The 22,987-nt window shown below is 69.1% G+C and carries 24 protein-coding genes; 16 read left to right on the forward strand and 8 right to left on the reverse strand.

The genetic code is table 11. The features are described from left to right. The first annotated feature begins 11 nt into the window (after window positions 1-11). Window positions 12-1,082 (forward strand): DUF917 domain-containing protein, encoded by a 1,071-nt coding sequence (locus tag AB0E63_RS14255; protein ID WP_360365355.1) that lies wholly within the window; start codon window positions 12-14, stop codon window positions 1,080-1,082. 20 nt (window positions 1,083-1,102) lie between these two features. Then, window positions 1,103-2,608 carry a helix-turn-helix domain-containing protein gene (locus AB0E63_RS14260; protein ID WP_360365357.1) on the forward strand — a complete coding sequence of 502 codons (1,506 nt, stop codon included), beginning with the start codon at window positions 1,103-1,105 and terminating at the stop codon, window positions 2,606-2,608. On the opposite strand, the gene AB0E63_RS14265 is transcribed toward AB0E63_RS14260, so the two are convergent. From AB0E63_RS14265 to AB0E63_RS14275, 3 genes are read right to left on the reverse strand one after another with little or no spacing between them, the layout of a single operon-like run. Then, window positions 2,605-3,567 (reverse strand): aldo/keto reductase, encoded by a 963-nt coding sequence (locus AB0E63_RS14265; RefSeq protein ID WP_360365359.1) that lies wholly within the window; start codon window positions 3,565-3,567, stop codon window positions 2,605-2,607. The two genes, AB0E63_RS14260 and AB0E63_RS14265, sit on opposite strands and share 4 nt — an antisense overlap. After that, entirely contained in the window at window positions 3,564-4,316 is a 753-nt protein-coding gene (locus tag AB0E63_RS14270; RefSeq protein ID WP_360365360.1) for an SDR family oxidoreductase, read from the reverse strand. Before AB0E63_RS14270 ends, AB0E63_RS14265 begins: the two co-directional genes overlap by 4 nt. Next, window positions 4,313-5,638, reverse strand: a complete 1,326-nt coding sequence (locus AB0E63_RS14275; RefSeq protein WP_360365362.1) for an L-fuconate dehydratase — start codon at window positions 5,636-5,638, stop codon at window positions 4,313-4,315. Before AB0E63_RS14275 ends, AB0E63_RS14270 begins: the two co-directional genes overlap by 4 nt. 186 nt (window positions 5,639-5,824) lie before the next feature. Between AB0E63_RS14275 and folP the strand changes: the two genes are divergently transcribed. The 5 genes from folP (at window position 5,825) to AB0E63_RS14300 (ending at window position 9,734) form a co-directional block, all read left to right on the forward strand. Continuing rightward, the gene (gene folP / locus AB0E63_RS14280) at window positions 5,825-6,700 is read left to right on the forward strand and encodes a dihydropteroate synthase (protein ID WP_360365364.1); all 876 of its coding nucleotides are present in this window, start codon (window positions 5,825-5,827) and stop codon (window positions 6,698-6,700) included. Continuing rightward, a complete protein-coding gene (locus AB0E63_RS14285; RefSeq protein ID WP_360365366.1) occupies window positions 6,700-7,425 on the forward strand; it encodes a pyrimidine reductase family protein in 726 nt (241 codons plus the stop codon). Before folP ends, AB0E63_RS14285 begins: the two co-directional genes overlap by 1 nt. Before the next feature lie 2 nt (window positions 7,426-7,427). Next, window positions 7,428-8,114, forward strand: coding sequence for a class III extradiol dioxygenase subunit B-like domain-containing protein (locus AB0E63_RS14290; RefSeq protein ID WP_360365368.1), 687 nt, complete (start codon window positions 7,428-7,430; stop codon window positions 8,112-8,114). 29 nt (window positions 8,115-8,143) lie between these two features. Next, window positions 8,144-8,752, forward strand: a complete 609-nt coding sequence (locus AB0E63_RS14295) for a hypothetical protein (RefSeq protein WP_360365370.1) — start codon at window positions 8,144-8,146, stop codon at window positions 8,750-8,752. 64 nt (window positions 8,753-8,816) lie between these two features. After that, window positions 8,817-9,734, forward strand: a complete 918-nt coding sequence (locus tag AB0E63_RS14300; RefSeq protein WP_360365372.1) for an alpha/beta hydrolase — start codon at window positions 8,817-8,819, stop codon at window positions 9,732-9,734. On the opposite strand, the gene AB0E63_RS14305 is transcribed toward AB0E63_RS14300, so the two are convergent. Then, window positions 9,731-10,366, reverse strand: a complete 636-nt coding sequence (locus tag AB0E63_RS14305; RefSeq protein WP_360365374.1) for a hypothetical protein — start codon at window positions 10,364-10,366, stop codon at window positions 9,731-9,733. The genes AB0E63_RS14300 and AB0E63_RS14305 overlap by 4 nt on opposite strands. A 124-nt stretch (window positions 10,367-10,490) precedes the next feature. On the opposite strand from AB0E63_RS14305, the gene AB0E63_RS14310 reads away from it, so the two are divergent. The 6 genes from AB0E63_RS14310 (at window position 10,491) to egtD (ending at window position 16,299) form a co-directional block, all read left to right on the forward strand. Continuing rightward, window positions 10,491-11,156: a hypothetical protein gene (locus tag AB0E63_RS14310; RefSeq protein ID WP_360365376.1), complete on the forward strand. Its 666-nt coding sequence runs from the start codon at window positions 10,491-10,493 to the stop codon at window positions 11,154-11,156. 34 nt (window positions 11,157-11,190) lie between these two features. Then, a complete protein-coding gene (locus AB0E63_RS14315) occupies window positions 11,191-11,850 on the forward strand; it encodes a (2Fe-2S)-binding protein (RefSeq protein WP_360365377.1) in 660 nt (219 codons plus the stop codon). 165 nt (window positions 11,851-12,015) lie between these two features. Next, window positions 12,016-13,242: a glutamate-cysteine ligase family protein gene (locus AB0E63_RS14320; RefSeq protein ID WP_360365379.1), complete on the forward strand. Its 1,227-nt coding sequence runs from the start codon at window positions 12,016-12,018 to the stop codon at window positions 13,240-13,242. Further along, window positions 13,239-14,576, forward strand: a complete 1,338-nt coding sequence (gene egtB, locus AB0E63_RS14325) for an ergothioneine biosynthesis protein EgtB (protein WP_360365381.1) — start codon at window positions 13,239-13,241, stop codon at window positions 14,574-14,576. The genes AB0E63_RS14320 and egtB overlap by 4 nt, the downstream gene beginning before the upstream one ends. After that, entirely contained in the window at window positions 14,576-15,337 is a 762-nt protein-coding gene (gene egtC / locus AB0E63_RS14330) for an ergothioneine biosynthesis protein EgtC (protein ID WP_360365383.1), read from the forward strand. The genes egtB and egtC overlap by 1 nt, the downstream gene beginning before the upstream one ends. Next, complete coding sequence (gene egtD, locus AB0E63_RS14335) at window positions 15,334-16,299, forward strand: L-histidine N(alpha)-methyltransferase (RefSeq protein ID WP_360365385.1); 966 nt, start codon at window positions 15,334-15,336, stop codon at window positions 16,297-16,299. The genes egtC and egtD overlap by 4 nt, the downstream gene beginning before the upstream one ends. A gap of 3 nt (window positions 16,300-16,302) precedes the next feature. Here the strand turns inward: egtD and AB0E63_RS14340 are convergent, their stop codons facing one another. The 3 genes from AB0E63_RS14340 to AB0E63_RS14350 all read right to left on the reverse strand — a co-directional run bounded on the left by AB0E63_RS14340 (window position 16,303) and on the right by AB0E63_RS14350 (window position 19,502). After that, entirely contained in the window at window positions 16,303-17,487 is a 1,185-nt protein-coding gene (locus tag AB0E63_RS14340) for an extracellular solute-binding protein (RefSeq protein ID WP_360365387.1), read from the reverse strand. A gap of 133 nt (window positions 17,488-17,620) precedes the next feature. After that, window positions 17,621-18,550 (reverse strand): carbohydrate ABC transporter permease, encoded by a 930-nt coding sequence (locus tag AB0E63_RS14345; protein WP_360365389.1) that lies wholly within the window; start codon window positions 18,548-18,550, stop codon window positions 17,621-17,623. Further along, complete coding sequence (locus AB0E63_RS14350) at window positions 18,531-19,502, reverse strand: sugar ABC transporter permease (protein ID WP_360365391.1); 972 nt, start codon at window positions 19,500-19,502, stop codon at window positions 18,531-18,533. The genes AB0E63_RS14345 and AB0E63_RS14350 overlap by 20 nt, the downstream gene beginning before the upstream one ends. 154 nt (window positions 19,503-19,656) lie before the next feature. Between AB0E63_RS14350 and AB0E63_RS14355 the strand changes: the two genes are divergently transcribed. Next, the gene (locus tag AB0E63_RS14355; protein ID WP_360365393.1) at window positions 19,657-20,661 is read left to right on the forward strand and encodes a LacI family DNA-binding transcriptional regulator; all 1,005 of its coding nucleotides are present in this window, start codon (window positions 19,657-19,659) and stop codon (window positions 20,659-20,661) included. A 29-nt stretch (window positions 20,662-20,690) separates the two neighbouring features. Beyond that, window positions 20,691-21,416, forward strand: coding sequence for an alpha/beta hydrolase (locus AB0E63_RS14360; RefSeq protein WP_360365395.1), 726 nt, complete (start codon window positions 20,691-20,693; stop codon window positions 21,414-21,416). A 72-nt stretch (window positions 21,417-21,488) separates the two neighbouring features. Here the strand turns inward: AB0E63_RS14360 and AB0E63_RS14365 are convergent, their stop codons facing one another. Then, window positions 21,489-22,184 carry a CHAP domain-containing protein gene (locus AB0E63_RS14365; RefSeq protein WP_360365397.1) on the reverse strand — a complete coding sequence of 232 codons (696 nt, stop codon included), beginning with the start codon at window positions 22,182-22,184 and terminating at the stop codon, window positions 21,489-21,491. A 118-nt stretch (window positions 22,185-22,302) separates the two neighbouring features. Here AB0E63_RS14365 and AB0E63_RS14370 point away from each other — a divergent pair, with 118 nt between their 5' ends. Beyond that, a complete protein-coding gene (locus AB0E63_RS14370; RefSeq protein WP_360365399.1) occupies window positions 22,303-22,986 on the forward strand; it encodes an NBR1-Ig-like domain-containing protein in 684 nt (227 codons plus the stop codon). Window position 22,987 lies beyond the last annotated feature (1 nt).

The raw sequence follows: 22,987 nt of genomic DNA on the forward strand, positions 1-22,987 counted from the left end.
AGGATCGGGCCATGGTGACCGTCATCCGGGAGCAGGACCTCGGAGCGCTGGTCGTTGGCGTCACGCTGCTCGGGTCGGGTGGTGGCGGCGACACCGGCGCGTTCGGGCGGATGCTGCGCCGTCGGCTGGGTGCGGGCGAGCTGGTACTGCGGGATGCCGCCGACGTGCCGGGTGCGTATCTGAGCCCGATCGGCGTGGTGGGTGCGACGAGTGTGCTGGCGGAGAAGCTGCCCAGTGGTGGTGAGTTCGCCGCCGCCGTACAGGCTGTCAGCCGCTGGACGGGACAGGCGGTCACCGGACTGATGTCCCTCGAGGCGGGCGGGCTGAACGGGCTCAGTCCGCTCATCGCGGCGCTGGATCTCGGACTGCCGTTCGTCGACGCCGATCTGATGGGCCGGGCGATGCCGCGGCTCGACCAGTTCTCCTGGGCGGTGGCTGGGCGTTCGCTGACCCCTTGCGCACTCAGCGAGCCGAGCGGACAGGTGATCGTGGTGGATCACGTCGATGCGACCGGTCTGGAACGTGCTGTCCGGAGCTTCGTCGCCCACACGGGTGGCTGGGCCATACTGGCGCTGGCGCCGACCCCTGTGGACGCTGCGACGTCGGATGCGGTCAGCGGCAGTCTGACGCGGGCTCTGGCGCTCGGACGCGCGCATGCCGGTCTGGAAGTGGGGGCTGCGCCGGAGACGGTGGCGGCTGCGCTGGGTGGGCGGCTCCTGGGTGGCGGCCGGGTCGAAGAGGTGGCGCGGCACGCGGTCCCCGGCGGGGGTGCTGCCTTCGGGCGTGGCAGCGTCTGTGTGGTCGACTCCGCGAGCCGGGCGGTGCTGCGGATCGAGACCGAGAACGAGTACCTGCTCGCCATGGTCGACGGTGAGCCGGTCGTGAGTACGCCGGACCTCGTGTGCGTGCTGGATCGGCGGACACTGCAGCCCATCGCGGTCGAAGTGATCCGCACCGGCGACGAAGTCCTGGTACTCGCGCTGCCCGGTCCGGAGTGGTGGCGGCGCGACGACCGGATCGAGTACGTCGGGCCACGGGCCTTCGGCCTCACCTGCGAACCACATCTCCTGGAGGCCTCGTGATTGGGCCTTCGCTGGCGGCGATGCTGACTTCGCCGGGCTGGCGGGATGTCGTCGTACTGGGTGGTGCGCAGGAACCTGGTCCCGCTCTGACGGGCTCTCGCGTGCTGATGGACGTCGCCGGCCACCCTGCGCCGATGGCGGGGGAGTTGCTGGTCGTGGTGCTCGCAAGTGACCACACCGACTGGCGAATCGACGCACTGATCAGCCGAGCGTCCGCGGCAGGTGCGGCCGCCGTATTGCTTGCCGGTGTCGAGCCACTCGGACGGGGAGCTCAGTTGCTGGCCGAGCGGCTGCAGTTGCCCGTGCTGGGAAGTCCTGATCCATTGGCAGCTCACGAGCACATGAACAAGGTGACGGCCGAGCCTGGTGTGGTCCGAGCAGATCTGGTTCTGCGTGCCGTCACCGCACTGCGGCGTGCGGACGGGAACCTGGCGTCGGTGCTGCGTACGGCGTCCACCGTACTGGACCGGCCGGTGACGTTGGCCGGGTCTGACGGGGGCACGTTGGCGGGCGAGGCGTTAGGGGCCGACGAACGGGTTGCACTGGTTGCGGAGCTGCCTGCGGTTCCGGTGGGTTGGGCGGCGCCGTACCGGGTCGATCAGCCGAGTGGTGCGGTGCTGATTGCGGTGGCCGTGCTCGGTGTTGGACCGGTGTGCTGGCTGGTGGCGCGATTGCCGGCTGTGGTGCCCGCTGAGGTTGCCGCCGTACCGGCTGTGTTGACAGTGGTGGCGCCGGCGGTGGGGGAGCGGTTGGCGCTGCGGCGCTTGGAGTTGGAGCGAGACGCGCGGCAGCGTACGTCGTTGCTCGGTGAGCTGCTGCATGGCGAACCGTCGGAGGCTACGCGGCGACGGGCGGTGGATCTCGGCTGGCAGCTGGACGGGTGGCACACCGGGATCCGGATCGGTGCCGACGGACCGGTGGACGTCGCGGGGCGACGGGCCGATGTGGTGGAGGCGTTCGACGCCGAAGGTCTGCACGCGGACGTGGTCGAGCAGGGTGAAGGGTGGTCGGCTTGGATCACCGCCGCGCGCGAGCCGACCGCTACGCAGGTGCAACAGCAGGCGGCCGCGATCCGGCGAGTCCAACGCCGGTTGGTGCAGACGGTCGATGCGTACGTCGGTGTCGGACGGGTCGCGGCCGGTCCGAGCGGGATCGCCTCGTCGCTGGCCGAGGCAGGTGACGCCGCCGGTCTGGCCCGGGGCCGCGCCGAAACCGGCCGCTTCCTGCACGTGGACCGCCTCGGCCTGGCGCAACTCCTCCTGGCCTGGACCCGCACCGACACCTTCCAGCCGGCCGCCCGCGCGCTGCTGGCCCCGATCGAAGACCAACCTGGCGACCTCGTCACCACCCTTGCCGTCTACCTCGACACCGAGTCCACCCTCGCCGAAACCGCCGCAGTCCTAGGGATCCATCGCAACACCGCCGCGGCCCGCATCGCCAAGATCCAGCACCTCCTCGGCGTAGACCTCGCCAACCCCGACGAACGCCTAGCCCTCCACCTAGCCTCCCGAACCACCAAGAATTAGGGAGTGGGGGCGTCTTCGCGGAGGAGACCGGCGGACTTCAGGTCGGTCCAGAGGGTCTTGGGGATGTCGGTGCGGGACAGGGCGGCGTTGGTGTGGACTTCTTCGGGGGTGCGGCAGCCGACGGCGATGCCGGCTACTGCGGGGTGGAAGAGGGGAAAGGCGAGGGCGGCGGCGGGGAGGGTGACGCCGTGCGACTCGCAGAGGTCGGCGATGCGGTTGGCCTTGTCCAGCAGGGCTTGGGCCGCCGGTTCGTAGTTGAACGTGGCGCCGGCCACGGGGCGGGGCTGGGACAGCAGGCCGGAGTTGAAGATGCCTACGGCAACTACCTGGACGTTGTTCTCGAGGCACGCGGGGAGGACGTCGTCGAGGCCGTCGGGATCGATCAGGGAGTAGCGGCCGGCCAGCATGATCACGTCGATGTCGACCTCGCGGACGAACCGGGTCAGCATCGCGGACTGGTTCATCCCGGACCCGATCGCCCCGATGACGCCCTGGTCGCGCAACTCGATCAGCGTCGGGAAGGCCGTCGCGACGGCCTCATCGAAGTGATCGTCCGGGTCGTGCACGAAGACCACGTCGAGCCGGTCGGTGCCGATCCGTCGCAGCGAGTCCTCGATGCTCCGCAGTACGCCGTCCCGCGAGAAGTCCCAGCGCCTCCGCCGGGTCGTGTTGATGGCGAAACCCTCGTCGTCAACAGCCTCCGAATCAGCCGAGTAGATGATCCGGCCGACCTTGCTGGACAGCACGAACTCGTCCCGCGGCTTGCCCCGCAGCCCGACCCCGAGCCGTTCCTCGGCCAGACCGAGCCCGTAGTGCGGAGCGGTGTCGAAGTACCGCCACCCCTCGTCCCAGGCCGCGTTCACAGTGGCGGTGGCGTCGGTCTCGCTCACCTCGCCGAGCAGGTTCCCCATCGGTGCACCACCGAGCCCGACCCGCTGGCCCTCCGGAAAGAGCTTCATGACCGAGCCGCCGGAAGCCGCAGGTTCTGCATGCCGCCATCGACGGCAATCGCCGTACCCGTCGTAGAACCCGACAAAGGACTCGCCAGGTAGGCGATCGCGGCAGCGACCTCGTCGGCCGAGACCAGGCGGCCCATCGGCTGCCGTGCCTCCAGCGCCGCCCGCTCCGCCGCCGGGTCGTCGGCGACATCGAGCAACCGCCCCACCCAGGGCGTGTCCGCCGTACCAGGGTTCACGCAGTTCACCCGGATCCCTTCGCGCACGTGGTCCGCGGCCATCGCCATCGTCAGCGCGAGTACGGCGCCTTTGCTCGCCGAGTACAACGCTCGGTTCGGCAACCCCGCGGTGGCGGCGATCGAGCAGGTGTTCACGATCGCGGCGGCCGAAGACTTGCGCAGGTACGGCAGTGCGGCCCGGGTCACGCGCGCGATCCCGACCACGTTGACGTCGAGCACGCGGTGCCACTCGTCGTCGTCGTTCGCGGCGACCGTACCCTGCGCGCCGATGCCGGCGTTGTTCACCACGATGTCGATCCCGCCGAGCTTCAGCGCGGCCGCGGCGACCGCGTCCCGCACCGAGCCGTCGTCGGTGACGTCCGCGGCGATCCCGGTCAGCGGCTCGGCGACCTCCGGCTTGAGGTCGAACACCACCACCTGGGCGCCGCGGGACGCCAACAGCTGGGCGGCCGCGAGTCCGATCCCCGAGGCGCCCCCGGTGACTACGGCCTTCAGGCCGGCGAAATCCGTCACTTGCCGCTCTCCTTCGAATCAGTCAGGTCAGTCCAGATCTTGCCACTGGGGTACCGGAAGTCGGTCAGCGTCTCGACATCCATCTCGGCACCGAACCCGGGCTTCACCGGCGCCACGTAGTGCCCGTCCCGGATCACCACCGGGTCCAGGAAGTGCTCGTGCAGGTGGTCGACGTACTCGATTACGCGATTCTCGGCCGATCCGCTCACCGCGACGTAGTCGAACATCGACAGGTGCTGGACCAGCTCGCACAGCCCGACCCCGCCGGCGTGCGGGCAGACCGGTACGCCGAACTTCGCGGCCAGCAGCAGGATCGCGATGTTCTCGTTCACCCCGGCGACCCGGGCCGAGTCGAGTTGCAGGACCGACAGCGACCCGGCCTGCAGCAACTGCTTGAACACCACCCGGTTCTGCACGTGTTCACCGGTGGCCACCCGGATCGGCGCGATGGCGCGGGCGATCGTCGCGTGCCCGAGGATGTCGTCCGGGCTGGTCGGTTCTTCCACCCACCAGACGTCGTACGGCGCCAGGGCCTCGACCCACCGGATCGCCTCGGCCACGTCCCAGCGCTGGTTGGCGTCGATGGCGATCCGGATGTCCGGGCCGACCGCCTCGCGGGCCAGCCGCATCCGGCGGATGTCGTCGTCCAGGTTCGCGCCGACCTTGAGCTTGATCTGGGTGAAACCCTCCGCGACCGCCTCGTGACACAGCCGCACCAGCTTGGCGTCGTCGTACCCGAGCCAGCCGGGCGTCGTCGTGTACGCCGGGTAGCCGCGCTCGCGCAGCAACTCCTCCCGCTCGGGACGGCCGGGCTTCGCGGCCCGCAGGATCTCCAGCGCCTCCTCCGGCGTCAGCGCGTCGGTCAGGTAGCGGAAGTCGACCAGATCGACGATCTGCTCCGGCGTCAGGTCGGACAGCAGCTTCCACAGCGGTACGCCGGCCCGTTTGGCGGCCAGGTCCCACACCGCGTTGACGACCGCGCCGATCGCCATGTGCATGACGCCCTTCTCGGGGCCGAGCCAGCGCAGTTGCGAGTCGTGGACGAGCGACTTCCAGAAGCCACCGAGGTCGTTCAGCGTCGCGTCCAGGTCGAGACCGATGACGTGATCGCGGAGTGCCTCGATCGCCGCGGTCTGTACGTCGTTGCCGCGGCCGATCGTGAACGCGAAACCGTGCCCTTCCAGCCCGTCGCCGGCGTCGGTGCGCAGGATCAGGTACGCCGCGGAGTAGTCGGGGTCGGTGTTCATCGCGTCGGAGCCGTCCAGGTCCAGCGACGTGGGGAAGCGGACGTCGTACGTCTCTAACTCGGTGAATCGTGGCATCAGGACCCGATCTGCAGCTGTGGGCGGACTGTCGGAGGAATCCTATAGGATATGTGCCGATTTGGGCAGCGCTTAGCCGGACCTGCGCCACTCACCAACCGCCCATGAGCCCGGCGGTTCACGCTCGGCGCCTGCGCCTTCGGAGCGTTGATGAGTGGTGCAGGTCCGCCCGTTAGAGTCGGGTCCATGGCGGAGACCGGGACACTGCGGCTGGGGAGCCGTTCGTTCGGCGTGGGCGAGTTCGCCCTGATGGCGATCATCAACCGGACCCCGGACTCGTTCTTCGACCGGGGCACGACCTTCGCGACCGACGCGGCGTACGCGGCGATCGACCAGGCGGTCGCGGACGGTGCGGATCTGGTCGACATCGGCGGCGTCAAGGCCGGGTATGGCGAACCCGTCAGCGAGGACGAGGAACTGCGCCGGACCGTGGACTTCGTGGCCGGCATCCGGGACCGGCACCCCGACCTGGTGATCAGCGTCGACACGTACCGCAGCGCGGTCGCCCGCCGGGTGGCCGAGGCCGGGGCCGACCTCCTCAACGACACCTGGGCAGGCGCCGATCCCGACCTGGTCGCTGCCGCCGCCGAAGCCGGGACAGGGCTCGTCTGCAGCCACGTCGGTGGCCTCTCGCCGCGCACGGATCCCCACCGGATGGCGTACGACGATGTGGTCGCCGACGTCATCCGGACGACGAGCGGCCTCGCCGAGCGGGCAGTCGCGGCCGGGGTCCGGCCGGACGGGATCCTGATCGACCCGACCCACGACTTCGGCAAGAACACCCTGCAATCGCTTGAGCTGACCCGCCGTCTGGACGAGCTGGCCGCGACCGGCTGGCCCGTCCTGGTCGCGGTGTCGAACAAGGACTTCATCGGCGAGACCCTGGAGCTGCCGCCGGGGCAGCGCGGGAACGGGACATTGGCCGCGCTCAGCATTTCGGCCTGGCTCGGCGCCCGGGTGTTCCGGGTGCACGACGTACCGGCCGCTCGTCAGGCGCTCGATCTGATCGCCATACTGCGCGGCACTGCCCAGCCCGCCGGAACCCGAAGGAGCCTGGCCTGATGCGTCGTCTGGAAGAGCTCTCCGACCACGAGCTGGCCGCGGCCTACCAACAGGACGACCGGTCGGCGCCGCACCTGCGAGCCAACTTCGTCAGCAGCCTCGACGGTGCGGTCGAGATCGACGGCCAGTCCAAGGCTCTGTCCAGTGATTCCGACAGCCGGGTATTCAGCATGGTCCGGAGGCTGGCCGATGTGGTGCTGGTTGGAGCCGGCACCATCCGGGACGAGGGCTACAACCCGCTGCGGCTGGCCGCGCCCGCCCGGGAGTGGCGGACGGCGCAAGGACTGCCCGAGAACCCGACACTGGCGATCGTCTCGTCGCGGCTGGAGCTGAGCCCGGTGAACCCGGTCTTCCAGTCGGCGGTCCGGCCGGTCGTCGTCACGCACCACGCATCGCCTCCGGATCGCCGGGAGGCACTCGGTGAGGTGGCCGACCTGCTGGTTCTGGGCGAGGCCGAGGTCGATCTGAAGGCGCTGGTCGACGAGTTGGCGGCGCGGGGGATGCCGCAGATTCTGTGCGAGGGCGGACCGCACTTGCTCGGCGCACTGACCGAGGCCGACCTGGTCGACGAGCTGTGCCTCGCGCTCGCGCCGCTGCTGGCAGGGCCGGGCTCCGGCCGGATCACCGCGGGCGCTGCGACCACGCTCACCCGGCGCATGAAGCTCCAGACCACGCTCGCCGCCGAGGACGACTACCTCTTCTTCCGCTACGTCCGGGAGGCATAGCCGTGCCTGTGATCAGTGCCGCGGTCTGCCCCCACCCACCCCTCCTGGTCCCGGAGGTCGCGTCCGGCGCGGCCTATGAGCTGGACGAGCTCCGCACCGCTTGCGTCGCGGCGATCGACCAACTCGCCACGGCGACCAGCGTGGTGGTGGTCGGGGCCGCGACGGACCGCGCCGCATTCCCCGCCGACGCAGGTGGCTCGTTCGGGGCGTACGGCGCACCCGGCGTGCGGATCGGAGCCGGCGCGGCGGTGCTGCCGTTGTCGTTGGTCGTCGGCGGCTGGTTGCTCGAGCAGACGAAGGCTGCCCACCTCCCACGCACGTACCTCGCCGTGCCCGTCGGCGCGACTCCGACCGAGTGCCTGCGCCTCGGTCAAGAGCTTGCCGACGGCAATGACCAGGTCGGGCTGCTGGTGATGGGCGACGGCTCGGCGCGGCGCAGTGAGCATTCGCCCGTCCACCTCCACCCGCGAGCCGAGATCTTCGACACGACGGTCGCAACCGCCTTGCAGTACAGGGATCTCGACGTACTGCGTGCCCTCGACCCGGACCTCGCAGCCGAACTGCAGGCCGCCGGCCGCGCACCCTGGCAGGTACTCGCGGGCGCGCTCTCGGGCACCACCTTGGCGAGCGACCTGACGTACAACGCCGCGCCCTACGGCGTCGGCTACTTCGTCGCCAGCTTCACTTAGCGCCTAGCTGGTCCATGGATACTGTCCAGGTGACTGAGGAGCGCGCGGGGTACCGGCGGTCGGCGAAGTCGCCGCGGGGTGAGGCGCGGCGGCGGGAGCTGCTCGACAAGGTCGCGGATGAGGTCGGCGTCAACGGACTGGTCGACTTCTCGCTCCGCCGCGCCGCCCGCGCGGCCGGTACGACGCACAAGGTGCTGCTGTATCACTTCGACGGCCCGGAAGACCTGCTCACGCAGGCCGTGCTGCAGCTTCGCGAACGGCGGATCACCCGCAGCATGGAAGCGGCAACGCAAGGCCCGGCCGACCGCTCGCTCGCGGACCGGGTCCGGTCCATCTGGCCGGCGCTGATCGGCGAGGAATCGTGGGTGCTGGACCAGGCGATCGGCCTGGCGATGTACGACGCCGCACGGTACGCCGACCTGGCCCGAGAGGCCTCGAAGCAGTACCTCCCAGCGTTGCTCTCCCTTTGCCCGCAAGCCTGGCCGGAGGCGCGCAAACGTGAGGTCGCCGAGCTCATCCTGGCCACCCTCCGCGGCTTCCTGATCGAGTGGCGCACCAGCGGAGACGCCGCCGGCATCGAAGCCGGTTTCGCGGCGCTGGTCAGGGCGTTGGAGCGCGAGGAGTCCACCCCCCACTGAGCCGCCTCGAGCGGGTCGGCGTACGGCTATGGACAGTTCGCGAACCACGTGGTTCACTTCAAGTATGCGCGAAAAGGTGAGCTTCACCAGCGGCGGCGTCGAGTGCGCGGCGTGGCACTACCCAGGGTCGAACGGCGGCTGTGTAGTGATGGCCGGCGGATTCGGCGTGACGAAGGAACCGGGCACGGACCGGTTCGCAGAGCGGTTCGCGGCGGCCGGGTTCAGCGTGCTCGCCTTCGACTACCGCAACCTCGGCGAGAGTGGTGGCGAGCCGCGCCAGGTCGCCAGGATCGCCGATCAGTTGGCCGACTGGCGGGCCGCGATCGCAGCCGCGGCGACGCTTCCAGGGGTCGAACGGGTGGCCATCTGGTCGTTCTCGCTGCCTGGCGGCTACATCCTTCAGCTTGCCGCGGAGCATCCGGGCATCACGGCCGCGATCGCCCAGTCGGCCAATGTCGATGGGCCGGCCGTGAGCCGCCATGCGTCGCGCTATCAGACCCCGCTCGCGGCGCTGCGGCTGTTCGGGCGTTGCGTCGTCGACACGCTCGGCGGTCTCATCGGTCGTGCGCCGAGGTTGGTCGCCCTGGCCGGACCGCCCGGCACGGTTGCGCTGCTGAATACCCCGGACGCCCAGCAGACCAATGAGGCGCTCGACCCCGACCACCGCTACACCGACTGGCAACAAGCCGTCGCCGCGCGCTCGATCATCCCGGCCGCGCTCTACCGGCCCGCCAAGTACGCCGGCCAGGTCCGTTGTCCACTGCTCTTCGTCGTCTGTGACGACGATCAGTCAGCCCTCGCCGCGCCGGCCATCGCAGCCGCCGCCCAGTCCCCGAACTCCGAACTCGTCCGAGTCCCCGGCGGCCACTACGCCCCGTTCCTCGCCGCCCACGAGCAGGTCGTCGAAGCCGAGCTCGCCTTCCTCACCAAGCACGCGCTTTCTGGAGAGAAGCTGGCGCCCGGCGCCGATACCACCAGCTAAACGGGGACAGCCGCCCAGCGGGACGCGGTGTCGGCGAGGTCGTCCCGGCCTGCCGCCCGCAGCTGCTCGACCAGTTCGTCCCGAGCAGCTTGTACGACGGCCACCGCGTCCTCGGCGCTCTCATGGGGACCCGACCAGTTGCACACCGCGTCCCCGGCGTACCAGGAGCCCGACGACGACCGGCGTACGTGCGCTGCCGCCAGTCGTGCCGCGGGGAGGTCGGTGCCGGCCAGCTGGATGACGGCGTCGACCGCCACCACCTCAGCGGTCAGGTCGAGCAACGGCCGGAGCTCGACCGTGTCCGTGAGTACGAACTCGTACCCGGCCGGCGCCTGCTCGCCCAGCCACGCAAGGGCTTCGCGTGCGGTGTCGTGGAGGAGCTGCGCATTCGACGGATCGGCCAGCGTATGCACTCCGCACAGTCGAGTGTGCGTGGGCCGCAGCTCGTTCTGCCACAACCGCACCTGCAGCTCATCCCGCCCCGACAACCGTCGCCCGAGAATCCGCGCCAGCCCGACAACATCGAAGTTCAACTCATCCGGCGTCCGCTTCCGCCCGGGCTCGAACGCCGCACCGGGCCGCGTCCCCCGAGTCGTCCACGGACCCACATGCCACCGAGCCAGAGCCGCCATACCCGGCACCCTAAACGTCGTCACTGTCCGCAGTGGACTAGCTCACGGTTTTGGTCCATCGTTGAGCATCACACCGGTGGCCGGGGGGTCATCGGGCACGACACATCACGTGGGGGGAACCACTGTGAGTCGAACGACGACGACTCCGCCTGCCGGAAAACCGGACCAGGACAACGACGGGGACAAGCAGTTCGCCTGGCACCGGCACCCGGCTCTGATCGCGGCGATCCCCGCGGTCTTCACGCTGATCGGCGGCGTACTCGCGATCGTCCTCGGCCAGGCCGACGCGTTACCGGCCGCCATCAATCCGGCGCCGCCACCGACGACGGTCTCGGCGACGCAGACAATCACGGCCACGGCGACCAGCACGGTCACCGAGACCGTCACCGCGACGCCGACCACCGAGCCGGCGAGCCCGACCGGGACCGGGACCGGTTCGGTGTCGAACCCGCCGGCGCCGGGCGCCCTGGCGATCAGCATCCGGATCGGGACCGGCGGGAAGATCGGGCCGAACGAATGGCGCACAGGGTCCGCGCCGGGAGCGAACGCCGACGTGTTCGACGACACCGGGCGTCAGCTGAACCGTGGGTGCTATCCGACCTGGACACTCAAACGCGGGTCGGCGGTGATCCAGACAATCCGCGGCACCGCCTGCGAAGGCAACGGGTTCTCGATGTTCAACTTCCAACCAGAAGCACTCAAGACACCCGGCACCTACCACCTGACGGTCTCCGTCGTCACCGACGGTGGCGTCAAGGGCACCGCCACGCAGGACTTCACGGTGACGTGATCGGGCGGACTCGGCCGGATCGTAGGCTGGCTGGGTGACGTACACCCCGAGTCGCCTCGCGGACATCCTGGCCGAGTCGGTCACCTGGATGACTGTGCGTACGGCGGACTCGGTGCCCGGACCGGAGTGGGTGTCGTGTGCCGACCTGATCGCGGAGCAGCGAGCCGGCGGCGATCCGACGTACGACTGGCGTACGGCGGCAGCCGCCGACTACGCACGGGATTACGCGATCGATCCGCCTGTGCAGGTCGCGGCGATGTTCACGCTGATGTGGTACGTCCAGGTGCCCGCACTGGTCGCCGGAGTGAGTGCTGCGGCCACTGGAGTCTCGCCTGAGGTGTCGCCGGGCGCACTGGCGTTCCGGCGGCATCCGACCGCGCACTACCCGGCCGAGGTCGCTCTGCTGTCCAAAGAGGTCGTGCCACTGACCACAGCCGCCGAACAGCTCAGGGCTCACACCACTGCGTTCCTGAACTCGTACCGGCCCGCTGTGAAGTTCGGATCGCTCCAGCGCTTCGGTGCCGTCGACGACGAGGTGCGGGCCGCGATCCGGTTGCCCGACGAGGCGCCGTACACCGATCAGGCCGCCGCCGCGTTCGGGGTGTCACTGGAGGAGAAGCTGCGCACGTCCTGCTGCTACTTCTACGTGCTCCCGAACGTGAACGCTTGCACCACCTGCCCGCGCTTCCGCTGAATTTCGCTCAGAGCGGAAAGAGCGCTTTCCTGTCCTGATCCGGCCGGAAAGTGTCGGTGATGCCGGGAAGCATGGCGGGCATGATTCGACATGCGCTGCAGGCGTCACCGACGGGTAACCCCACGTCGGTTGTCCGTCCGCTGGTCCGGGGTTAGGTTCGCAGGCGTGACCGCGCCCGGTGGTTCTCCGGCGACGACCCCGATCGGCTCCCGGGCCGAGGCGGAGGGTTACGTCGCGATGGTCTGTTTCAAGCACGGTCCTCCCCGGCTGTACGGCGTCGAACTCGAATGGACCGTGCATCACGCGGAGGATCCGCACCGGCCCCTCGACGCCGACCGATTGAGCAAGGCCCTGGGCGTGCACGCGCCCGCGACCCTGGTGCGAGGCAGTCCGCAACTGCCACTCGGCCGGGGCGCTCTGGTCACTGTGGAGCCTGGTGGCCAGGTGGAGATCTCCGGCCCGGCGCTGGACTCGATTCCCCGGCTGATCGACGACACCGCCGCCGATGCGGCCGAACTGACGGCTCTCCTTCTCGATGCGGACCTGGTTCCGGGCGCGCACGGCCTGGACGCCTTCCGCACTCCCCGCCGCATCCTCACCGTCCCGCGCTACGCGGCGATGGAGCACGCTTTCCAGCGCCTCGGCCCGCACGGGCCGCGGATGATGTGCAGTACGGCGGGCCTGCAGATCTGCCTCGACGCCGGTGAGAAGGACGAGACCGCTCTGCGCTGGCGTGCACTGCACGATCTCGGTCCCACCTTGGTCGCCCTCTTCGCGAACTCGCGCCGCCGCGCCGGCGCCGACACCGGCTGGGCCTCGGCCCGGACCGAGGCGACCTTCGGCACCTGTGCACCCTTCACCGAGCCGCCACCACTCGACGGTGATCCCGCTGCCGCGTGGGCTCGGACGGCGATGGAAGCGCCGGTGCTGTGCTTACGCCGCGGCGACAGCTGGGACGCGCCCGACGGACTGACCTTCGGCGCCTGGGTGGACGGACAGCTGCCCGGCGACAGACCGACGTACGACGACTTGGACTACCACCTGTCCACGCTGTTCCCGCCGGTGCGGCCGCGCGGGTATCTCGAGGTGCGCTACCTCGACGCGCAGACCGGTGACGGGTGGATCGCGCCGACCCTGCTGCTCACCGCGCTGATGTCCGACCCCGCCGTGATCGACCAGGCGCTGGCCGCCGCCGAGCCCGCCGCCGGCCGCTGGTTCCCGGCGGCTCGCGAAGGACTGGACGACAAGTTGGTCCTGCAGGCGGCCCGCGACGTGGTCGATCTCGGCACCGAAGTGCTGGCCCGCACGGGCGCGGACTCCGAACTCACCGATGCGGTCGCAACCCGGCTGCAACGCATCGTCGACGACACCCACGGAAGGCGAGCTTCATGAATCACCAATTGTCCGAACTGTCTCCCGAGGGCTTGCGTACGTTCGTGGCGGAGCAGCTCGAGCGGTCGCGGGCGCGGACGGTGCAACTCACCGACGCGGTCGACACCGACGACCTGGTCAAGCAGCACTCCAAGCTGATGTCGCCGCTGGTCTGGGACTACGCGCACGTCGGCAACCAGGAAGAGCTCTGGCTGGTCCGCGACGTCGGCGGACGCGAGCCGCTGCGTCAGGACATCGACGAGTTGTACGACGCGTTCATGCACCCGCGCGCAGATCGGCCGGCACTGCCGCTGCTCGGTCCGGCCGAGACGCGGTCCTATGTGACCGAGGTGCGGGACAAGGTCATGGATGTCTTGGACCAGGTGAAGTTCGACGGCGGGCGCGAGTTGGTGGACAACGCCTTCGCGTTCGGGATGATCACGCAGCACGAGCAGCAGCACGACGAGACGATGCTGGCGACACACCAACTGCGCGTCGGTGCGCCGGTGCTCGACGCGCCGCCGCCACCTTCCGGTCGCAAGCTGTCCGCCGCGGAGGTGCTGGTGCCCGGCGGGGTCTTCGAGATGGGTACGTCGATCGAGCCGTGGGCGCTGGACAACGAGCGGCCGGCGCACGCCGTCCGGGTGGCGCCGTACGTGATCGACACCGCGCCGGTGACCAACGGGGGCTACCTCGCGTTCGTGCTCGCCGGTGGGTACGACGATCCGCAGTGGTGGTCCGAGGCCGGGTGGGCGCATGTGCGCAAGGCGTCGCTGGTCGCGCCGCGGTTCTGGGAGCTCGCCGACGGTGAGTGGTGGCGGCTGCGATTCGGGCATCGGGAGCGGTTGCCGCTCGACGAGCCGGTGATGCACGTCTGTTTCTACGAGGCCGAGGCGTACGCGCGCTGGGCCGGGAAGCGGCTGCCGACCGAGGAGGAGTGGGAGTTCGCGGCGCGGTTCGATCCGTCGACCGGACGGACCCGGCGCTTCCCGTGGGGTGACGAGAGCCCGGGGCCGCAGCACGCGAACCTCGGCCAGCGCCATCTCGCTCCGGCACCGGTCGGGGCGTACCCAGCCGGTGCGTCACCACTCGGCGTCGAGCAGCTGATCGGTGACGTCTGGGAGTGGACGTCGAGCGACTTCCGGCCGTACCCGGGGTTCCGCGCCTGGCCGTACGACGAGTATTCGCTGGTCTTCTTCGGGCCCGACTACAAGATCCTCCGCGGCGGTTCCTTCGGCACCGACGAGGTCGTTGCCCGAGGCACCTTCCGGAACTGGGACTACCCGATCCGCCGGCAGATCTTCGCCGGCTTCCGCTGCGCCCGCGACCCGCGCCCCGAGGAGCTGCACGCCTGATGTGCCGTCATCTTGCCTACCTCGGCCCGCCGGTGACACTGGCCTCCCTGGTGCTCGAGCCTGAGCACTCGCTGTTCGAACAGAGTTGGGCACCCGCGGACATGCGCGGCGGCGGCACGGTCAACGCCGACGGCTTCGGCCTCGGCTGGTTCCCCGAGGGTGACACCGCCGTCTACGGAGGGCCGGTCCGGTACCGGCGGAGCGTGCCTATCTGGACCGACGAGAACCTCCCAGGGCTGGCCGCCTCGATCCGATCCGGCGCCGTCATCGCTGCCGTCCGGAACGGGACAGTCGGAATGCCGTACGGGCAGGCGGCGGTCGCGCCGTTCATGGTCGGGAACTGGTTGTTCAGCCACAACGGACGGATCGCCGGCTGGCCGGAGTCGACGCAGAAGCTGGCCGAGCGACTTCCCGTCGCCGACCTGCTCCAGCTCGACGCTCCGGTGGACTCAGCGCTGCTCTGGGCCCTCATCGCCGACCGCCTGTCCGACGGGATCCCGCCGGCCGACGCGGTGGCGGCCGTTGTACAGGAGGTGGAATCAGTGGCACCCGGCTCCCGGCTGAACGTGCTGCTGACCGACGGCGAGCAACTCGTCGCCACCTCCTGGACCCATTCCCTCACAGTCCACCGGACCCCCGACTCGGTCACCGTCAGCTCGGAACCCTTCGGCCCCGGCACCTGGACCCCCGTCCCCGACCACTCGCTCCTAGTGGCCACCGCCACCACCCTCCACATCACCCCGATGGAAGGACCAGAGTGACCCTCATCGACGTACATCTGACTCCGGACTATGCGGCTCGTGCTTTGCGGGACGATGTCCGGGCGGGGTTGACTGCGAGCCCGAAGTGGCTGCCGCCGAAGTGGTTCTACGACGCTCGCGGGAGTGAGCTCTTCGAGGAGATCACGCGGTTGCCGGAGTATTACCCGACCCGGGCCGAGCGGGAGATCCTGCGGGCGCGGGCCGGTGAGATCGCGGCCATCACCAAGGCGCACACGCTGGTCGAGCTCGGGTCCGGGTCGTCGGAGAAGACCCGGTTGCTGCTGGACGGGTTGCGTGACCGCGGCACGCTGACGACGTTCGTACCGCTGGATGTTTCGGAGTCGGCGCTGCGGGACGCGGCTGATGCCATCAACGCCGACTACCCGGCGCTCGGCGTACACGGCGTGGTCGGCGACTTCACCGCTCACCTCGACAAGCTTCCCGGGGATCCGCCGCGCATCGTCGCGTTCCTCGGCGGGACGATCGGCAACCTTCTGCCGGCTGAGCGGGAGACCTTCTACTCGTCGATCCGCGAGGTTCTCGAGCCGGGGGAGTGGCTGCTTCTCGGGACCGACCTGGTCAAGGATCCGGCCACCCTCGTCGCGGCGTACGACGACAGCGCGGGCGTCACCGCGGAGTTCAACCGGAACGTGCTGCGGGTGATCAACCGGCAGCTGGGCGCGGACTTCGACGTGGAGGCGTTCAGCCACGTGGCCATCTGGGACGCCGAGAACGAGTGGATCGAGATGCGGCTACGGGCCGACCGGGCGATGCGCGTGCTGATCCCGGAGGTCCACCTCGAGGTCGAGTTCGCCGCGGGCGAGGATCTGCACACCGAGGTCTCCGCCAAGTTCCACCGCCACGGTGTGGCGGCAGAACTGGACAAAGCGGGCTTCACGTCGGCCGCGTGGTGGACCGATTCGGAAGCCCGCTTCGCCCTGTCACTCTGGCAAGCCGTCTGACCCTCAGCCGGCCGACTTGATCAGACCGTTGATCTTGTCGATGTACGCCGGGAGATCGGAGACCGGCTTCTTGCCGCTCAGGATCGGCTGGTAGTTCGCGGTGGTCAGGTCACCGACCTGCTGCGCCCACTGCGTCGTGAACCGCACGCCGACCGTCTTCTCCGCGGCCAGATCGGCCTTGACCGTGTCGACGACCGTCGTCTGCTGCGCCTTCGTCAACGCGTCGAAGTAGCTCGCCTGCGCCGGGGTGTAGGCAGGCGGCGCGACCGGCGAGGCCGGCAGGACGGCGTCCCACACCTTGGTGTTCAGGTACTCGAGCACCTTGAACGTCGCGTCCTGGTTCTTCGTGTACTGCGGGGTGCAGATGCCGACCGAGTCGTACAGGGTCGTCGGGGTGTCGACCTGCGGGAACGGAGCGAAGCCGTACTTCACCTTCGGCTTGTCGGTCTGGAACCCGGCGGCCAGCCACTGCCCGCCGAACATCATCGGTACCTTGCCCGCGGAGAACAGCGACTGCACGTTCGCGGCGTCGTACCCGGGCGGGGAGACCGAGCCGCTCTTGATCGCGTCGACCAGCTTCTGCACACCCTCGGTGTACTTGGCGTCGGCCTCGGCCTTGGTCGGGTGGTTCACGTTGTCGGTGAACGGTGCGCCCCCGGCTGAGACGGAGTACATGCTCATCGTGAACGGGCCGTCGCCGGAGGTGAGCTGGTCGGCGACCAGGCCGTACTTCGCGCCGTTCTTGTTCGCCAGCTTCGCGGCCGCGGCGTACATCTCGTCCCAGGTCCAGCCGGCCTTCGGGACCGCCAGTCCGGCCGCGGTGAAGGCGTCCTCGTTGTACCAGACGCCGTACGTGTTCATCAGCGACGGCAGGCCGCCCATCTGACCGTCGGCCGTCTTCCAGTTCTCGATCGCGGAGCCGACGAACTTGTCGGCCTTGAAGTCGCCGTCGCCGTCCTTGATCTTGCTGCTCCAGTCGACCAGCAGCCCCTGCGAGGTGTACTGCTGCTCGGTGTCGTTGCCGCACCAGAACAGGTCGGGCAGCTTCTTCGCCTGGGTCAGCGAGGCGAGCTTGTCACCGAAGTTGCCGGCCGGGGTGTCGAGCAGCTGGACGGTGATGTTGTCGTCCTTGAAGTCGGCCAAGGCCTTCTTGATCGCGGCGTTGGTCTGGGCCGACTCCCAGGTCATCACAGTCACGGTGACCGGGCCGTCATTCGACCCGCCGCCGCCGGAGTCCGAGCCGCTGCAGGCCGTTGCCGTCAGCAACCCGGCACAGGCCAACGTTGTAACTAAGAAGGTGCGTTTCACAGGAGAATCCCCTCTATTTCTGGGTCGTGCTGCCGAGCGAGCCGAGGCCCTGGATGAAGTAGCGCTGCGCGGCGAAGAAGACGATCAGCGGCGGCAGCATGTAGAGCAGGTTGGTGGCCATGTAGTAGCTCCAGTCCGGCGTCTTGCCGGCGAACGGTGAGATGAACGACGCCATGCCCACCGACAGCGGCCACTTGCCGGACGAGTACAGGTAGACCAGCGGGTTCAGGTAGTCGTTCCACGACGCCTGGAACGCGAGGATCGCCATCGTCAGCCAGGCGGGCCGGGTCAGCGGCAGCATGACGCTGACGAAGATCCGCAAGTGCCCGGCACCGTCGATCTTGGCGGCCTCGTCGATCGAGTACGGGATCGCGAGGAAGTACTGCCGGGCCAGGAAGATGAACAGCGGATTCCCGCCGAGGAAGGCCGGCACGATCAGCGGCAGCCAGGTGTCGTACCAGCCGATGCTCTTGTACAGCTGGAACAACGGGATCAGCCCGATCACACCCGGCAGCAGCATGCTGCCGACGAACAGGTAGAACCACACCTTCCGGCCGGGGAACCGCAACCGGGCCAGTGCGTAGCCGGCCATCATCGCGGTCATCACCCCGCCGAGCACGCTGAGCGCGGTGATGATGATCGAGTTCAGCAGCAGCCGGGGGAAGTGGATCGCCTTCGGCCCCTCGATGAAGTTGCTCCACTTCCACTCGTGCGGCAGCAGCTTCGGGGGGATGTCGAACACCGCGGTCTGGCTCTTCAGGCCGATCGTGATCATCCACAGCAGCGGCACGACCATCACCGCGCAGATGAACAGCGCGACGACGTACCAGGCCGTCGTACCGATCAGGCGTGGGCTCTTGTTCGCGGGTGGCGGCGTTGTCGTCGGTTCGGTGCCGACCGTCAGCGGGGTCGCTTCGGCGATTTCAGTCGGGAGTGTTGTCACTGTACGTCCAGAGCGAGGAGAACTTCGCGGTCAGGGCGATCACGGCGATGATGATCACGAACAGCACCCAGACCTGCGCGGACGCGTAGCCCAGCTGCGGGATCTGGCCCAGGTTGGGGAAGCCGTTCTTGTAGATCGACAACATCAGCACGTTGGTGCTGAACCCTGGCCCGCCGTTGGTCAGGATCTTCGGCTGGTTGAACGTCTGCAACGCGGCGGTCGTCTGCAGGATCACCTGCAGCAACATGATCGGGCTGATCATCGGCATCGTGATCCGGAGGAACACCGACCACGGCCCGGCGCCGTCGACCTTGGCCGCCTCGTACAACTCGGTCGGCACCGACTGCAGCGCGGCCAGGAAGATGATCATCGTGCCACCGACGCCCCACAGCATCACCAGGACGACGGCCGGCATCGACATCTTCGGGCTCTGCAACCAGAGACTCGTCGGCAGGCCCAACCGGTCCAGGACCGTGTTCAGCAGCCCGACCTGCGGGTCGAGGATGAACTTCCACAACGTGATCGTCGCGACCGCCGGGAGTACGACGGGCAGGTACGACAACGTCCGTACGATGCGAACGCCGGCGAACCGCTGGTTGCAGAACATCGCCAGCGCCAGCCCGATGATCAGCGACAACGGCACGTAGAGGACCACCAGGTACCCCGTCGCGCGCAGCGCCGGCCAGAACGCCGGATCGACGGTGAACAACCGCCGGAAGTTGCCCAGGCCAACGAACACCGGGTCGACCAGGCCGTTGTACTTGGTCAGCGAGAGGTAGAACGACCGGATCAGCGGATACGCCACGAAGACGGTGAACCCGATGATCCCCGGGGCGATGAACAGGTACGCCGCCTTGGTGTCGGAACCGGCGTTCCGGCTCATGCCGCCGCGGTTCCGGCCGAGTTTGCGGGACCGCGGACTCGCGGTGTGGCCGGGAGACGCTCTACCCACGCTTCCCTCGCTCCGCTCTGGAAGAACTCACCCTGCCTCCTGGACGGTAACGTTTCCAACGATTTACTGTTGGGTGACGATGCCGTGTCGTGAAAAGGAAGTCAACCCCGTGTCCGAAACGTTTCCAAACAGGCCGGAGGCCCCCCGGCCGACGATGATCGACGTCGCCCGGCGGGCCGGCGTCGGGCTGGGCACGGTGTCCCGGGTGGTCAACGGCGGGCACGGTGTCCGGGACGAGACCGCCCAGCGGGTCCGGACCGCGATCGAGCAGCTCGGGTTCCAGCGCAACGAGGTCGCCCGCGCGCTCCGGCCGGGAAAGAAGTCGTCGAGTCTGGCGCTCGTACTCGGCGACCTGACCAACCCGTTCTACGCGACCATCGCGAAGGCGTCGCTCGAGGTCGCCGGGCAGTCCGGGTTCGCCGTCGTACTCGGCAGTGTGGACGAGGACCCGGAGGGCGAGAAGCGGGCGATCCAGGAGCTCGTCAGCCGGCAGGTCGCTGGGCTGATGATCGTGCCGGACCAGGGGGACCACTCGTTCCTGGTGGGCGCCGGCGTACCCGTGGTGTTCGTGGACCGGCCGGCCACCGGGATCGAAGCGGACATCGTGATGGTCGACAACGAGGGCGGCGGCCGGCTCGCCACCGAACACCTGCTGGAGCAGGGACATGAGCGCATCGCGATCCTGATGGCGCCGTCGTACTACACCACCGGGCGACGGCTGCGCGGGTACCGGCGAGCGCATCGGGCTGCCGGGATCGACGTCGACGAAGCGCTCGTCGTTCAGCTGCCCGAGGGCAACGCCGAGGCCGCGGCCAAGGCGACCCGCGAGGTGATGCTGCGGCCCGATCCGCCGACCGCGATCTTTGCCTCGACCAACTTTCTCACCGAGGGTGTGCTGCGGGCGTTGCGTGAGCTCGCCCAGGAGCCCGCCGTGGTGGGGTTCGACGACTTCCGGCTGGCCGACATGCTGCCGACGCCGGTCACGGTCGTTGCCTCCGACATCGCCGAGCTCGGTCGCAGCGCGGCGCGGCTGCTGCTCGATCGCGCGTCGGGTGCGGACACGCGTCCGCCGCAGCGGATCGTGCTGCCGTGCGCACTGATTCAGCGTGGCTCCGGCGAGCGTTCGCCGGATTCTGCCGCGAAGAGAATGGCTCGATGAGTCTGCCCGGCGCTGGCTAGGGTCGGTCCATGTATTACGAGTCCTTCGGCTCCGGCCGGCCGATCATCTTCCTGCCGGGCTGGGGTGGCGCCAACGGCGAAGGTCGCGACGTGCACGAGCCCGTGTTCGAGAGCCGTCCCGGGTGGCGGCGGATCTACGTCGATCCACCGGGCACCGGCAGGTCGCCGGCGGATCCGTCGATCACGGACCAGGACGGCATGCTCGCGGCGATCGTCACGCTGGTCGACGAGCTGGTCGGCGACGAGCGGTTCGCCCTGGCCGGTACGTCGGCCGGCGGTCTGCATGCCCGCGGCATCATCAAGCGCGACCCGACCCGCGTCCTCGGTCTGCTGCTCCGCGTGCCCGGCGTCGTGGTCGATCGCACCCAACGAACGTTGCCGTCCGGCGAGCACTTCGTCGAGACACCGGAGTGGCACGAGAAGCAGCGCCGGTACTACGACGTCGCCGAGCAGCAGGCCGATCTGGCCTTTCTCGGGCGGATCCAAGGCAACGTGTCCACCTACGCACTACGCGAGGACCCGGCCACCCGCTTCGAGGGGCCGACGCTCATCGTGACCGGTCGCGAGGACACGATGACCGGGTACGCCGACGCGTGGTCCGTTCTCGACGATTACCCGCGCGCGACGTACGTCGTACTGGATCTGGAAGGCCATGACCTGCCGGTCGAGTCCCATGCCGTGTACCGCGCGCTGGTGGCGGACTGGCTGGACAGGGTCGAGCACCCGGACGCGTGAGGGGCGGAACGCGCGTCCGGGTGCTCGTCATTACGGGGTTGGTCCTGCGTGTTCTGGTCCTGTGTGTTCTGGTCAGAAGTTCGGCCAGGCCCAGCCGAGGTAGCTGGAGAAGTACGGGAGCTTGGCCAGGCCGATCTTGCCGTTGACGCTGGTGGCCCAGAAGTAGCCGTCGCCGCGGGCCACGCCGACGTGGCCGTAGGGGGCGGCGAGATCCCAGAAGACCAGGGCGCCCTTCGGCGGGTTCAGGTCGCCGCGGTGTGCGACGCCACGGGCGACGGCGTCGTTCCAGTCCGCCTTGGCCGAGGCCCAGATGGCCGTCTTGCCGTACGAGTTCTCGGCGGCCATTTCGCAGTACCCCTGGAAGGCCGTTGACCCGTTGCGGGCGGCGTACCAGGCGATCGCTTTGTCAGCGCGGGGGTTGCTGGCGCACAGCGGTGCGACCAGGCCGGAGCTGCCGGTGTTGACGTAGGCATCGGAGATGAAGCCCTTGCCGGGGACGTGGTCCCAGACCAGGCTGCGGCCGAACTTGCCGGTGACCGGCTCGCCATAGAGCTGGCATTCGATCTCGACCGATCCGTTCGGCTGGGTGCCGACCGAGTTGAAGCTGGTCGCGTTGCCGGACCGGATCGTGACGCCGAGGCCGCTGTCGGTGACGACCGTGCCGGTCGCGGCGCTGGCCGGGAGGGCGCCGGTGGTCAGGACCGCGGCGCCGCCGAGCAGGGCGGTCGCGGCGATCCGGGCGGTGATGCGCAAGAGGGCGGTACGCATGTCGTTTGTCCTTTTCGCTCGGGGAGTGGCGAACTGGCACTGACTTACAGAGAATCAGAGGGTTACGGTGTTGTCGCAGTGGGCAACGATCGACCGGGGAGTCCCCAGGGAGTGCACTGTGAGGCCTGCGCAGGCTCGCTTCGTGATCGGTTCCCGGATGCGCGAGCTCCGGGAAGCGTTCGGCGTGCCGCTCAGCCGCGCAGCCGCGGAGTCCGGCTGGGACAAAGGCCACCTGTCCCGGGTCGAGCGCGGCCACACCAAGCCCAGCCGCGAGCTGATCGAGTGGTACGACGCGTCGTTCGGAGCCGGACAGGCCCTGGTCAACCAGTTAATGGAGCTGGACGCCGCCGTACGAGCCGGGCGCGACATGTCTCAGCGCGACATCCGCCGGCACGTGCAGCCGGTGCTGCTCGGCGGATCCGTACCGGTCGACCACCACCCGGAAGACCGCGCCGAACTCGTCGGCGAGACCATCCCCGACGGGACCCGAGTCTGCCGGGACCAGTCCTTCGTGAAGACCTGGGAGATCCGCAACAGCGGCGAACGCCCCTGGCGCGACCGCTGGCTAACCCGCCAAGGCGCCCCCGGCACTCCCGGCTGGCTGCGTTCCCCGCCGAGGGAACGCCTGCCGGATTCCGAGCCAGGCGACACGGTGACGGTGGCGATGTCATTGCAGGCCCCCTCCCAGGTAGGCGCCTCCACCGCCTACTTCAAAATCACCGACGACGCCGGCCGCCTGTACTACCCCGGCCTGGAATCACCCCCCATGTACTGCACAATCTTCACCGTCTACGAGCTCTGAA

Source organism: Kribbella sp. NPDC026596 (genome assembly GCF_040638415.1).
In the GTDB taxonomy this organism is placed as follows: Bacteria; Actinomycetota; Actinomycetes; order Propionibacteriales; family Kribbellaceae; genus Kribbella.

Bases quoted from the DNA above. Each gene is read 5' to 3' on its own strand.
- AB0E63_RS14255 (WP_360365355.1), top strand. From the start codon at position 12: ATGGTGACCGTCATCCGGGAGCAGGACCTCGGAGCGCTGGTCGTTGGC.
- AB0E63_RS14260 (WP_360365357.1), top strand. From the start codon at position 1,103: ATGCTGACTTCGCCGGGCTGGCGGGATGTCGTCGTACTGGGTGGTGCG.
- AB0E63_RS14265 (WP_360365359.1), bottom strand. From the start codon at position 3,567: ATGAAGCTCTTTCCGGAGGGCCAGCGGGTCGGGCTCGGTGGTGCACCG.
- AB0E63_RS14275 (WP_360365362.1), bottom strand. From the start codon at position 5,638: ATGCCACGATTCACCGAGTTAGAGACGTACGACGTCCGCTTCCCCACG.
- folP (WP_360365364.1), top strand. From the start codon at position 5,825: ATGGCGGAGACCGGGACACTGCGGCTGGGGAGCCGTTCGTTCGGCGTG.
- AB0E63_RS14285 (WP_360365366.1), top strand. From the start codon at position 6,700: ATGCGTCGTCTGGAAGAGCTCTCCGACCACGAGCTGGCCGCGGCCTAC.
- AB0E63_RS14300 (WP_360365372.1), top strand. From the start codon at position 8,817: ATGCGCGAAAAGGTGAGCTTCACCAGCGGCGGCGTCGAGTGCGCGGCG.
- AB0E63_RS14305 (WP_360365374.1), bottom strand. From the start codon at position 10,366: ATGGCGGCTCTGGCTCGGTGGCATGTGGGTCCGTGGACGACTCGGGGG.
- egtB (WP_360365381.1), top strand. From the start codon at position 13,239: ATGAATCACCAATTGTCCGAACTGTCTCCCGAGGGCTTGCGTACGTTC.
- egtC (WP_360365383.1), top strand. From the start codon at position 14,576: ATGTGCCGTCATCTTGCCTACCTCGGCCCGCCGGTGACACTGGCCTCC.
- AB0E63_RS14340 (WP_360365387.1), bottom strand. From the start codon at position 17,487: ATGACCTGGGAGTCGGCCCAGACCAACGCCGCGATCAAGAAGGCCTTG.
- AB0E63_RS14355 (WP_360365393.1), top strand. From the start codon at position 19,657: ATGATCGACGTCGCCCGGCGGGCCGGCGTCGGGCTGGGCACGGTGTCC.
- AB0E63_RS14360 (WP_360365395.1), top strand. From the start codon at position 20,691: ATGTATTACGAGTCCTTCGGCTCCGGCCGGCCGATCATCTTCCTGCCG.
- AB0E63_RS14365 (WP_360365397.1), bottom strand. From the start codon at position 22,184: ATGCGTACCGCCCTCTTGCGCATCACCGCCCGGATCGCCGCGACCGCC.